9 protein-coding genes are annotated in these 12,505 nt (G+C 68.7%); 5 read left to right on the top strand and 4 right to left on the bottom strand.

Annotation, left to right across the window (positions count from 1 at the left end; genetic code table 11):
• Window positions 1-37: 37 nt before the first annotated feature.
• Together ACAG25_RS17720 and ACAG25_RS17715 are read right to left on the bottom strand one after the other, a co-directional pair.
• Window positions 38-1,936, bottom strand: a complete 1,899-nt coding sequence (locus ACAG25_RS17720) for an ABC transporter ATP-binding protein (protein WP_370489770.1) — start codon at window positions 1,934-1,936, stop codon at window positions 38-40.
• Window positions 1,933-3,660, bottom strand: a complete 1,728-nt coding sequence (locus tag ACAG25_RS17715) for an ABC transporter ATP-binding protein (protein WP_370489769.1) — start codon at window positions 3,658-3,660, stop codon at window positions 1,933-1,935. Before ACAG25_RS17715 ends, ACAG25_RS17720 begins: the two co-directional genes overlap by 4 nt.
• Before the next feature lie 118 nt (window positions 3,661-3,778).
• On the opposite strand from ACAG25_RS17715, the gene ACAG25_RS17710 reads away from it, so the two are divergent.
• Both ACAG25_RS17710 and ACAG25_RS17705 read left to right on the top strand, forming a co-directional pair.
• Window positions 3,779-4,378 (top strand): DUF3558 domain-containing protein, encoded by a 600-nt coding sequence (locus ACAG25_RS17710; protein WP_370489768.1) that lies wholly within the window; start codon window positions 3,779-3,781, stop codon window positions 4,376-4,378.
• A complete protein-coding gene (locus tag ACAG25_RS17705) occupies window positions 4,378-4,914 on the top strand; it encodes a DUF3558 domain-containing protein (RefSeq protein WP_370489844.1) in 537 nt (178 codons plus the stop codon). Before ACAG25_RS17710 ends, ACAG25_RS17705 begins: the two co-directional genes overlap by 1 nt.
• Window positions 4,915-5,002: 88 nt before the next feature.
• Here the strand turns inward: ACAG25_RS17705 and ACAG25_RS17700 are convergent, their stop codons facing one another.
• Window positions 5,003-5,515, bottom strand: coding sequence for a histidine phosphatase family protein (locus tag ACAG25_RS17700; RefSeq protein WP_370489767.1), 513 nt, complete (start codon window positions 5,513-5,515; stop codon window positions 5,003-5,005).
• 116 nt (window positions 5,516-5,631) lie between these two features.
• Between ACAG25_RS17700 and ACAG25_RS17695 the strand changes: the two genes are divergently transcribed.
• The 3 genes from ACAG25_RS17695 to ACAG25_RS17685 all read left to right on the top strand — a co-directional run bounded on the left by ACAG25_RS17695 (window position 5,632) and on the right by ACAG25_RS17685 (window position 10,799).
• Complete coding sequence (locus ACAG25_RS17695; RefSeq protein ID WP_370489766.1) at window positions 5,632-6,780, top strand: exonuclease SbcCD subunit D; 1,149 nt, start codon at window positions 5,632-5,634, stop codon at window positions 6,778-6,780.
• Window positions 6,777-9,416: an AAA family ATPase gene (locus ACAG25_RS17690; RefSeq protein WP_370489765.1), complete on the top strand. Its 2,640-nt coding sequence runs from the start codon at window positions 6,777-6,779 to the stop codon at window positions 9,414-9,416. The genes ACAG25_RS17695 and ACAG25_RS17690 overlap by 4 nt, the downstream gene beginning before the upstream one ends.
• Before the next feature lie 153 nt (window positions 9,417-9,569).
• Complete coding sequence (locus ACAG25_RS17685; RefSeq protein ID WP_370489764.1) at window positions 9,570-10,799, top strand: alpha/beta fold hydrolase; 1,230 nt, start codon at window positions 9,570-9,572, stop codon at window positions 10,797-10,799.
• Here ACAG25_RS17685 and ACAG25_RS17680 read toward each other — a convergent pair.
• Window positions 10,789-12,504 carry an ABC transporter family substrate-binding protein gene (locus tag ACAG25_RS17680; RefSeq protein WP_370489763.1) on the bottom strand — a complete coding sequence of 572 codons (1,716 nt, stop codon included), beginning with the start codon at window positions 12,502-12,504 and terminating at the stop codon, window positions 10,789-10,791. The two genes, ACAG25_RS17685 and ACAG25_RS17680, sit on opposite strands and share 11 nt — an antisense overlap.
• Between the last annotated feature and the right edge of the window lies 1 nt (window position 12,505).

Below are 12,505 nucleotides of genomic sequence, written 5' to 3'. Positions count from 1 at the left end.
CGGCGGCATGTCCGCCGAACGCAATTGAGCAGTCCGCTCAGGTCTGCGTCATCGACCAGTACCTGCCGCGCTGGGCCACCAACTCGTCGTGGTTGCCCTGCTCGACGATCCGCCCGGCGTCGAGCACGAGGATCAGGTCCGCCTCGCGGATGGTCGAAAGCCGGTGGGCGATGATGAAACTGGTGCGGTCCCTGCGCAGCCTGGTCATCGCGCGCTGGATCAACACCTCGGTGCGGGTGTCCACCGAGCTGGTCGCTTCGTCGAGCACCAGCAGCTGGGGCTGCGCGAGAATCGCCCGCGCGATGGTGATGAGCTGCTTCTCGCCGGCGCTGATGTTGGTGCCGCCGTCGTTGACGCGGGTGTCGTAGCCGTCCGGCAGCGTGTGGACGAACCGGTCCACGTACGCGGCGCGGGCGGCGTCGATCACGTCGGCATGGGTGGCGGCGGGGCGCCCGTAAGCGATGTTGTCGTAGATGGTTCCGGCGAACAACCACGTGTCCTGGAGCACCATGCCGATCCGGGACCGCAGGGACTCACGGCTGACCGTCGCGATGTCGACACCGTCGAGCAGGATCCGTCCGGCGCTGACGTCATAGAACCGCATCAGCAGATTGACCAGCGTCGTCTTTCCGGCCCCGGTCGGTCCCACGATCGCCACGGTGGTTCCCGGATCGACCACCAGCGAGAGGTTCTCGATGACCGGGGCCTCGGGCTGATAGCCGAAGCTGACACGCTCGAATTCCACTCTGCCGCCGCCGACCGCCGCGGGCAGCGCACGCGGGGGGTCGGGCGCCTCTTCCTCGGCGTCGAGCAGGTCGAACACCCGCTCGGCGCTGGCGACGCCGGACTGCATCGTGTTGTACATGCCGGCGATCTGGGTCAGCGGCTGGTTGAACTGCCGCACGTACTGGATGAACGCCTGGATGCTGCCGAGGGTGATCTGGCCGGTGGCCACCTGCAGTCCGCCGACCACCGCAACCGCGACGTAGCTGATGTTGCCGACGAAGATCGTCGCCGGCGACACCAGCCCTGAGAGGAACTGGGCTCCGAAGCTGGCGCGGTAGACGTCTCCGTTGAGCTCACGGAACCGCTCCTCGGCGTGGGCGCGGTGGCCGAAGGTCTTGACGACGGTGAAGCCGCTGTAGGTCTCTTCGATGTGCGCGTTGAGTTTTCCGGTGTTCGTCCACTGCGCGACGAACAGCCGACGGGACCGGCGCGCGATCGAGCGGGTCACCCACAGCGACAGCGGCACGGTCACCACCGTCAGCAGCGTCAGGACCGGCGAGATCGTCAGCATCATCACCAGGACCGCCACCATGGTCAGGGTCGACGTCAGCAGCTGGGTGATCGACATGGTCAGCGACTGCTGCAGATTGTCGACGTCGTTGGTGACCCGGCTGAGCACCTCGCCGCGCTGGCGGGTGTCGAAATAGCGCAACGGCAGCCGGTGCACCTTCTCCTCGACCGAGGTGCGCAGCGCGGCGATGGTGCGTTGCACCACGACGTTGAGCAGTCGTGCCTGCACCCAGACCATCAGCGCGGCAACCAGATACAGGCCCAGCGCCAGAGCGAGGGTGCGAGCCACCGCAGCGAAGTCGACGCCCTGACCCGGTACGACCGAGGTTCCCGAGAGCAGGTCGGCGAAGGTGTTGTCGCCGCGGGCGCGGGCGGCTTCGACCGCCTGCTCCTTGGTCAGCCCGGCCGGCAGCTGTCGTCCGAGCACCCCGTCGAACAACAGGTCCGTGGCATGCCCCAGGATGCGGGGGCCGATCACCCCGATGGCGATGCCGCCGATACCGAGCAGCATCACCGCGATCGTCATCCCGCGGTTGGGGGTGAGCAGCGTCAGCAGGCGGATCGCGGACTGTTTGAAGTTCCGCGACCGCACCTGCGGCGGTTCACCCATCCGCATCGGACGGGCCAGGGGTCCGCTCATGTGGCCCGCACGGCCTGGGAGTCGGCGAACTCGCGGTAGGTGGCACAGGTGCTCAGCAGATCGTCGTGCCGACCCTGACCGACCACCCGCCCGTCGTCGACGACGACGATCTGGTCGGCACCGGCAACGGTGGAGATGCGTTGCGACACCAGCACAACCGTGGCGTCGGAGGAGACTTCCCGGAGGTTCTGCCGGACCCGCGCATCGGTGTGCACGTCAAGTGCGGAGAACGCGTCGTCGAAAAGGTAGATCGCCGGTCGTCGGATCACCGCGCGCGCGATCGCCAGTCGTTGCCGCTGTCCTCCGGAGAAGTTCATGCCGCCCTGGGCCACCCGCATGGACAGGCCGTCGGGATGCGCGGCGACGAACTCGTCGGCGGCCGCCACACGCAGGGCCGCCCACATCTGGTCCTCGGTCGCGTCGGCGTCGCCGAACCGCAGGTTGTCGGCGACCGTGCCGGAGAACAGGTATCCGCGCTGGGGCACCAAACCGATCGCGTTCCAGAGGCGTTCGATGTCGTGGTCGCGCACATCGGTGCCGTCGATGCGAACCGCTCCGGCGGTGACGTCGTAGAGCCGGCAGATCAACGAGATCAGCGTCGACTTGCCCGACCCCGTGGAGCCGACGACGGCCGTGGTGGTCCCGGGCGCGACGGTCAGTGAAACCTGCTGCAACACGGGTCGGTCGGCGCCCGGGTAGCTGAAAGTCGCGGACTCGAAACGGATCTCACCGGTCACGGTGACGGGCGCGTCGGCGGCCGGGGCGTTGACGACCGCCGGCCGGGTGTCGAGCACCTCGGTGATCCGCTCGGCACACACCGACGCGCGGGGGATGATCACCAGGATGAACGTCGCCATCAGCACGGCGAGCAGGATCTGCATGAAATAGGACAGAAACGCGATCAGCGACCCGACCTGCATCTGACCGGCGTCGATGCGCAGGCCGCCGAACCAGATCAACGCGACACTGGAGACGTTGATCACCAGTGTCGTCACCGGCAGCATCAACGCCTGCCACCGGCCCGCCTCGAGCGCCGTGCCGGCCAGCGCGTGGTTGGCCTCGCCGAACCGGGCCCGCTCATGGGCCTCCCGAGCGAACGCCCGCACCACGCGCAGTCCGGTCAGCTGTTCGCGCAGCACCCGGTTGAGCCCGTCGATCTGGCCCTGCAGCCGCCGGAAGATCGGCAGCAGATGCGAGACGATCCAATAATTGGCCACCGCGAGCACCGGCACGCTGACCAGCAGCAACCAGGACAGCCCCGCGTCCTGGTGGATGGCCATGAAGATGCCGCCCACCGACATGATCGGGGCGGTGATCAGCATCGTGCAGGTCAGCTGCAACAACAACTGGATCTGCTGCACGTCGTTGGTGGTTCGGGTCAGCAGCGACGGCGCGCCGAAGCGGGCGGTCTCCTCGGCGGAGAACCCGGTCACGTGGTGGAACATCACCGACCGCAGGTCCCGGCCGAACCCCATCGACGCCCGGGAACCGAAGTAGACCGCGCCGACCGCGCACACCACCTGAAGTCCGGTGACGACCAGCATCACCATCCCGAGTTCGACGATGCGACGCAGATCCCCGCGCGCGACACCGTCATCGATGATCGCGGCGTTGACCGTCGGCAGATACAGCGTGGCCAGCGTGCTGATCACCTGGAGCACTGCCACCACGGCCAACAGTCCGCGGTACGGCTGCACATGCCGTCGGAGCAGCCTCCAGAGCATCCCGCTACTCTCGCACACCCGCGCACCGCGCCACGTGTTCGGCTGGCTCACCTGAGAATTGGTTAAACATGCTGGTCACCCGGCATGTCGGTGGTTGCGCGCCGAGGCTGCCGCTACAGTGCATGGCGTGAACCACAGCCCGCGCCGCATCGACCGGCCTGCCGGGGTGGCCCGGACGCGCTCCGCGCTGGCCGTCGCGTTGGCGGCCGTGCTCCCGGTGCTGGCCGGTTGCTCCGACGACGGACAGTCGTCCGACCCCGCACAGGTGCCCGCCTCGGAGGCGCCGGCCCAGGACGTCTCTCACGGCCCGTTCTTCCCGCAGTGCGGCGGGATCAGTGACGAGGAGATCTCCAAGCAGACCCGCGTGCCGGGGCTGGTGAACACGGCGAAGACGTCGGTGGGCTGCCAGTGGCTCTCCGGCGGCAGCATTCTGGGCCCCCACTTCTCTTTCACCTGGTTCCGCGGCAGCCCGATCGGACGTGAACGCAAGACGATGGAGTTGTCGCGCACCAGCGTCGAAGACATCAACATCGAAGGTCACGACGGGTTCATCGGCATCAACGATGACCCGCAGTACGGGGTGAACCTGTGCGAGATCGGCATCCAGTTCGACGACGACTTCATCGAGTGGTCGATCAGCTACGGCCAGCCGCCGTTCCCGGATGCCTGCGAGGTGGCCAAGGAATTGACCCGGCAATCGATAGTGAACGCGAAATGATGGCACGACGCGCTCTGCTCGCGGCCGCCGCGGCACTGCTCACCCTGACCGGCTGCACCCAGACCGTCGACGGCACGGCCGCCAAGGCCGGCTCGACGAACCCGACGCGCAACAACGACTCCCAGCGGCAGTATCCGAACCTGTTGAAGGAGTGCGAGGTCCTCACCGAGGACATCCTCGCCGAGACCGTCGGCGCCGATCCGCTGGACATCCAGAGCACCTTCGTGGGCGCGGTGTGCCGCTGGCAGGCCGCCAACCCGTCCGGGCTCGTCGACATCACCCGCTTCTGGTTCGAAGAAGGCAGCCTCGACAACGAACGTCAGGTCGCCGAGCAACTGGGCTACCAGATCGAGAACCGCTCGATCGCGGGCATCCAGTCATTCGTCATGCGCCCCGAGGATCCCAACGGCGCGTGCGGCGTGGCCAGTGACGCCGCCGGGGTGGTGGGCTGGTGGGTCAACCCGCAGACTCCGGGTATGGACGCCTGCGGCATGGTGACCAAGCTGATGGAGCTGACGCTGGCCACCCGCGCCTGATTCACGCTCAGCGCGCTTCACCCTGACTACGCGCTCAGCGCGCTTCGATCCGACTGCGCGCTCAGCGCGCTTCGACCTGATTGCGCGCTCAGCGCGCGATATGAAACTCGCGGAGCTCCGCGCCCCCCAGCTCCAGCCCGTCCCACGTGGTCTGTGTGCGCAACACCGCCAACGCCGACGTCGGGAACTTGACCGCGATCTGTTGTGCCGCCGCGGTGTCGGTGTTCTCAGCCAACTTCAGCGACAACGCCGACATCACCGGTTCGTGCCCGACCACCAGCAGCGTCGCGGGATCGGCATCGAAATGACCCGCCGCTGAGTTGATCTCGTCGAGGACCATGCCCGGCGTCGCATCGTAGAGACGCGCCACATAGCGCACGGGCGCGTCGACGCCGGTGCGTTCGAGAGTCTGCCGGGTGCGCAGCGCCGTCGAGCACAACACGGCCTCCACCGGCGGCAGATGGGTCCTGATCCAGTCGCCGGCCAGCACGGCCTCGCGCAACCCACGCGGCGCCAGGGGGCGATCGTGGTCGGCGACCCCGTCCGGGTAGCCCGACTTGGCGTGCCGCAGCAGGACCAGCGTGCGGTGAGACGCCTCCATGGCGACCAAGCCTAGGGCATGCCGGTGCGCATCCCCGGACTTGTCGGCGGGTCGCCCTACACTCGCCATGCCCGGTTGAAGAGCTCGACCGGACACGCGACAGAACGGGGGCCGACATGCGATTTCTGCACACTGCCGACTGGCAGCTCGGCATGACCCGCTACTTCCTCAACGCCGATGCGCAGCCCCGGTATTCGGCTGCCCGCCGCGCCGCCGTGGCAGGGCTGGGAGCGCTGGCGCAGGAGACCGGCGCGGAGTTCGTCGTGGTGGCCGGCGACGTGTTCGAACACAACCAACTCGCACCGCGCGAGATCAGCCAGGCGCTGGAGGCGATGCGCAGCATCGGGGTGCCGGTGTACCTGCTGCCCGGCAACCACGACCCACTCGACGCGTCCTCGGTGTACACCGGTCCGCTGTTCCGGTCCGAATGCCCGGACAACGTCACCGTCCTCGATCGTCCCGGTGTGCACGCGGTGCGTCCCGGCCTGGAGTTGGTCGCCGCGCCCTGGTATTCGAAGGCTCCCACCACCGACCTGGTCGCCGATGTCCTCGACGGGCTGACAGCCGACGGCGTGACACGGGTCCTCGTCGGGCACGGAGCGGTCGACATCCTGGTCCCGGACAAAGACCGGCCCTCACTGATCGCGCTCGACACCCTCGAAGCCGCTCTGGACAGCGGAGCCGTGCACTATGTGGCGTTGGGCGACAAGCACTCCCGTTTCCAGGTCGGCGGCAGCGGACGCATCTGGTACTCCGGCTCACCGGAGGTCACCAACTACGACGACATCGAGGCCGACCCCGGCCAGGTCCTCGTCGTCGACATCGACGACGACGATCCCCGCCGACCGGTGACGGTCGACGCGCGGCATGTCGGACAGTGGCGCTTCCTGACGTTGCGTCACAGCGTCGACAACAGCAGGGACGTCGCCGATCTCGACCTCAACCTCGATCTGCTGCCGGACAAGGACCGCACGGTGGTCCGTCTGGGCCTGACCGGAACCCTGACCGTCACCGACAAGGCCAAGCTCGACGACTGTCTGTTCCGCTACGAACGTCTCTTCGCCGCGCTGGTGACCTGGGACAGGGAAACCGACATCGCCGTGTTGCCCGCCGACGGCGAGTTCGACGATCTCGACATCGGCGGGTTCGCTGCCGCCGCGGTCGACGAACTGGTCGCCACCGCGCGCGCGAGCGGCGAGGACGCCGAGGACGCCCGCGCAGCGCTGGCCCTGTTGCTGCGGCTGACCGAAGGAGGCGCGGCATGAGACTGCACCGGCTCACGCTGACCAACTATCGCGGAATCACCCACCGCGACATCGAGTTCCCCGACAGCGGCATCGTCGTGGTCAGCGGACCCAACGAAACCGGCAAGTCGTCGATGCTCGAGGCGCTCGACCTCCTCCTGGAAGCCAAAGACCGGTCGACCAAGAAGGAGGTCAAACAGGTCAAGCCGACCCATGCGGATGTCGGCGCCGAGGTGACCGCCGAGATCTCCACCGGCCCTTACCGATTCGTCTACCGCAAGCGCTTCCACAAGCGGCCGGAAACCGAATTGACGTTGCTGGCGCCGCGCCGCGAGCAACTGACCGGAGACGACGCCCACGATCGCGTGCGCGCCATTCTCGCCGAGACCATGGATGTCGATCTGTGGCAGGCGCAGCGTGTGCTGCAGTCGGCCTCGACCACGGCTGCGGATCTGTCGGGCTGCGACGCGTTGTCGCGCGCACTGGATGTGGTGGCGGGCGAGGTGGCCGACGACGTCGCCCCGGCCGGCGCCACCGAGTCCCTGCTCGTCGACCGGATCGAGGAGGAGTACCGGCGTTACTTCACCGCCACCGGACGGCCCACCGGGGAGTGGGCGGCGGCGACCGCCCGCCTGAAGACCGCCGATGAGGAGGTCGCGCGGTGTGCAGCCGCGGTCACCGAGGTCGACGACGCGGTGCGGCGTCACGCGGCGCTCACCGAGGAACTGGCCGAGTTGCAGACCGAGAAGTCCGACGCCGCACGCGAACTCGCCGAAGCGCAGGCGGCCGCCCAGAAGATCGCGGCCCTGCGCGTCGAGGCCGAGCAGGCCGGCGTGTTCGCCCGGGCTGCGTCCGACACCGCGGCGGCGTCGACGGCCGCGCTCAAGGAGCGGCAGCGCTGCCGGGCCGATGTCGACCAGCGCGCCGCGACCATCGCCGAGTTGCAGACCGCCGCCCAGGTCGCCGCCGAGGAGCATGACACCGCCGTCGAGATGCAGCGGGTCGCCGACGCCGCCGCGGAGGCGGCGCGGGCGACTCTCGAGTCCGCCCAGGAGCGGCTGGACCGCGCACAAGCGGCCGTGCAGCGTCTCACCGACCGCGAGTCGCTGGCGAGGCTGACCGCCCGCTCGGCCAGCCTCGAACAACACCAGCAGGCGATCGACGCGGCGCGCCGCGATCTCGCTGCGATCACCCTGACCGATGCACACGTCATCGCCATCGACGAGGCCACCGCCGCGGTCGCCCAGGCGGCGGCGGCCGTCGAGCACGCGTCAGCCCACGTCGAGGTGACTGCCGAGGCCGACGTCGAATTGCTGATCGCCGGCCGGCCGGTGGCGCTGCGGCGCGGGCAGTCGTGGGACGCCTCGATCACCGGCCCGACCGGTGTGGATCTGCCCGGGCTGGTATCGCTGCGGGTGATCCCCGGAGCTCCGGCGGCCACGACACAGGCCGGTCTGGACGTGGCCAATCTCGCGCTGCAGCAGGCACTTTCCGAAGCCGGCGTGGGCGACGCAGCCGAAGCGCGCGCGGTACAGGCGCGTCGCACGCAGCTGGAGGCGGCGCTCAAGGAGCACACGGCGATCTTGTCCGCGTTGTCCGTCGAAGGTGATGCCGAGCAGGTACGCGGTCAGATCATCGAGCTCCGGGCCCGCCTGGGGGAGGACGGCGCCGCCGACGACACCGACGCCACGACGCTGCGTAACGAGTTGACCTCTGCCGTCGCCGCGCACCAGGAGAGCCGCCGGGGCTGTGAGACCCAGCGCAAGCTGGCCGAGGAGACCGCCAAGCTGGTCGTCGAACGCGGACTGCGGGCCGTGCGGGCCAAGGAGAAGCTGCAGGCCGCCGTGGACGAGCTGGCCTCCGCGCAGCAGCGATTGGCCGACCAGCGTGCCGAGGTCGGTGACGACGAGCTCGCCGTCAAGGCCGACGCGGACACTTACGCGGCGCAAACCGCCCAAGCCGCAGCGACACGTTTGGCCGAGGAGCTGGCGGGCCACCAGCCCGACGCCGTGGCCGCCACCCTGGACCGGACCCAACAGACCGCGGCCGCCGTTACCGCGCGCCACGCCGACGCCACCGAGGCGCTGCGGGAAGTCGCCGCCGCTCTGAAGGTGTACGGCTCGGAGGGCCGGCACAGCGCGCTCGACGCCGCACGCTCCGAACGGCAGCACGCCGACAGCGAATACCAGCGGGTGCACCGCCGCGCCCGGGCCGCGAAGCTGCTGAAGTCGGTGATGAGTGAACACCGTGACGCCATGCGCAGCCGCTACGTCGACCCGTTCCGCGCCGAGGTGGAACGGTTGGGCCGGCTGGTGTTCGGTGAGACCTTCGAAGTGGACGTGGACTCCGATCTGCGGATCGGCACCCGCACCGTGTCGGGACGCACGGTGCCCTACGACTCGCTGTCCGGTGGGGCCAAAGAGCAGTTGGGCATCGTCGCGCGATTGGCCGGTGCCGCGCTCGTCGCCCACGAGGACAGCGTGCCCGTCGTCATCGACGACGCGCTGGGTTTTACCGACCCCGAACGCCTGGCCAAGATGGCCGAGGTGTTCGACACCGTCGCCGGCGACGGTCAGGTGATCATCTTGACCTGCAGCCCGCAGCGCTACGCCGACATTCGCAGCGCCTGTCACATCGAGCTGACGAGCGCGATGTGAACGGCGCGTCCTGACGGCTCAAGAAGACGCCGACTGGATCGCCCTGCCGGGCAACAGGTTCTGAGCCCTGAAACCCCCGCCCGTCGCTCAGGAGGCGCCAGGTCGGAGCAGCACGAGCCGAACGGCCGTACCGGCGCGGCACAATGGATGGCGATGACGATGACCGCCCGGCGCCGCCGACTGCACCGCAGGCTCGCGGCACTCCCCGGGGTCCGCGCGGTCCGGCGACCTGTCGGGCCGGACAGCAGCGACCATTTCGATCTTTACTACGTGCGCACCGGGCCCAAATCTCCACATCCGTTGGTCGTCATCCCCGGTGGGCCCGGGGCCGCCTCGGTCGCGCTCTACCGGACGTTCCGACGCCACGCCACGGCCGCCGGTCTCGACGTGATCATGATCGAGCACCGCGGGGTCGGCTTGTCGCGACACGACGACACCGGCGCGGACCTGCCCGCCGAGGCGATGAGCGTCGAGGCCGCCGTCGATGACATCGCGGCGGTCCTCGACGACGCTGCCGTCGAGACAGCCGTGATCTACGGCGCGTCCTACGGCTCCTACCTGGCCTCCGGCGTGGGTGTGCGCCATCCGGAGCGGGTGTATGCGATGACACTCGACTCACCCCTGCTGTGCGCCGACGACATCGACGAAGTCCGTGCCCAGATCCGCCGGGTGCTGTGGGACGGCGAGGTGCCCGGCACCGCCGAACTGGCAACCAAGATCCGCATCCTCGTCGAGGGCGGGGTGCTGACACGGCGCGACGTCCAGTTGGTCGCCGATCTGTACGGCACCGGCGGTCCGGAGGTGCTGAGCCGCCAATTGGATCTGCTGCTGTCGGGTCACCCGCTGGTGTGGCGGGCGGTCGGGTTCGGCACGAGGATGTTGCTGGAACGTCAGACACCGTTTCACCACGAACCGGATCTCGTGGAGCGCATCGCGTTTCGTGAACTCAACTACGGCGCCGAACCCGACGGTGGGCCACTGGACCCGGCCGTCGTCATGCGCGAGACAGCCCGCGGCGACGTGGGTTTCGTGGCCGAGCCCTTCGATCTGCGGGCGGCACTTCCCGGATTCCACTGGCCGACCGCGGTGCTGTCCGGCGGACGTGATCTGACCACCCCGCCGGCGGTCGCGCACCGGGTCGCCGAGCTGATTCCGTGCGCCACACTGGTCGAACTGCCCACCGCCGGACACAGCATCCTGGACACCCGGGAACCCGCGGCGCTGCAGGTGTGTGCTGCGGCGGTAGGGGACCGCCTGCCGCAGCTGGCCTTTCGCGGTCCGGAGCTCGACGCGTTGCCGGCCAATGCGACGATCCGGCTGTTGACCGGAGCCGTCAGCGTCGCCGCCCGCGCCGAGTCGCTGCTGCCCGGTGCTAGTTCATGAACCCGATCGTCGTGTAGTTCAGGTCGCCGATGCCGGCGGGACCGTAGTTGGCCAGGTTGCTGCGGACTGCCACGTTGCCCGGCGCTTGGAACAACGGCAGGCTGTGCCCTTCTTCCCAGATCATCTTGTCGACTTCGTTGGCCAGGTCCCGGGCCTTGGCCGGGTCGAGCTCGGAGAGCGTCTCCTCGATCTTGGCGTCGATTTCGGGGCTGCCGATCTTGGCGTAGTTGCTCTCGCCGTCGGAGGCATAGATCTGCGTCAGCCCGGACAGCGGGAACGCGTCCCCGCCCCAGGCGAACTGCGCCATGTCGAAGTTACCGGGAATGACGAAGTCGGAGAACAGTTTCCCGCCACCGGCCGGCACCAGCTCGAGGTTGACGCCGATCTCGGCCAGATTGCTCTGCGCGATCTGGGCGATGGCGCGCGTACTGCTGGCGTCGTAGAACACGTCGCGGATGGTCAGGCGACGTCCGTCCTTCTCGCGGAACTGGCCGTTCTGCCGCCACCCCAGCTCGTCGAGTTCACGTTTGGCGGCCTCGGCGTCGAAGCCGATGCTGTTGTCCTGGTAGCCCTCCTGGCCGGCGACGAAGATGTGGTTGTTCAGCGGCACCGGATTGTCGACCAGCCCGCGCTGCGACACCGACGCGATGGCCTGGCGATCGATGCCCTTGATGATCGCCGACCGCAGCGCGCGGTCGGCCAGGATCGAGCCGGGCGCGCCGTTGAACGTGAAGTGGTACCAGTTCGGTGCCGGTGCGCGGCGCACCGATATCCCCTCGGTGCGCCGGGCGATGGTCAGGTCGTCGAGGTTCTGCAGCCCGACCGCGTCGATCGCGTTGTTCTGCAGTGCGGGCATCCGCGCTGCGTCGTCGAGCACGGTGTAGGTGATCGACTCCAGGACCGGCGCAGCACCCCACCAGCGCGGGTTGCGGGTCAGCACGATCCGCTGCGCCCCGCGGTCGATCGTGGTGATCATGAACGGCCCCGCCGACAGCGGCGCGCTGTTGAGCAGCCCCTTGTTGAATGTCTCGGGGTCGGCGGTCACGGTCCTTGGCATCAGCATCGCGTTGCCGGCGAACATGCCGCGCCAGTCGGCGTAGTGCCGATCGAAGGTGACCACCGCCTGGCGGTCGTCGACGCCGCGGGTCACCGACGCGACCCGGTCGCTGCCGTTCGGCGCGGCGAACAGGTATCGGTCGTCCTTGCCGCTGGTCGCGTTGATCTGCGCAGCGATGTCTTCCCACGTGACCGGCGTGCCGTCGGACCAGACGGCCTTCGGGTTGATCGTGTAGGTCACCACCTGCGGTTCGGTGGTGGTCAGCTCGACATCGGTGAAGAAGTCCGAGTTCACCGACATCTCACCGTCGGGCTCGATCACGAAAGCACGCGGCAGCGTGGCGCGCAGCATCGCGCCGAGCTCACCGAGGTTCCCGTCGACGTGCAGGTAGTTGAAGTTCGGGATGAAGCCGGTCAGCGCCAGCCGCAGGTTGCCACCCGGCCGCAGCGTGGCCGGATCCTGCGGGTTGAGGTCGGCGGTCATGCCGAGTTCGGCATCGCCGCCGGGGGACGGCACGCTCTCCTCGGCGCGCGAGCAGCCCGCCAGCACCACCGCGGCCACCGTTCCCACCGCGAGCAGACGCGTGAGCCCCCTTTTCAGCGACCAATTGGGGGTTTTGGTGTCTGCTCGCGAGGTCAGGTGGGTCATG

Source organism: Mycobacterium sp. pV006 (assembly GCF_041287115.1).
Taxonomy (GTDB): domain Bacteria; phylum Actinomycetota; class Actinomycetes; order Mycobacteriales; family Mycobacteriaceae; genus Mycobacterium.
Note: the sequence above shows the minus strand (reverse complement) of the source record. Positions and strands in the feature narration are given on the sequence as shown.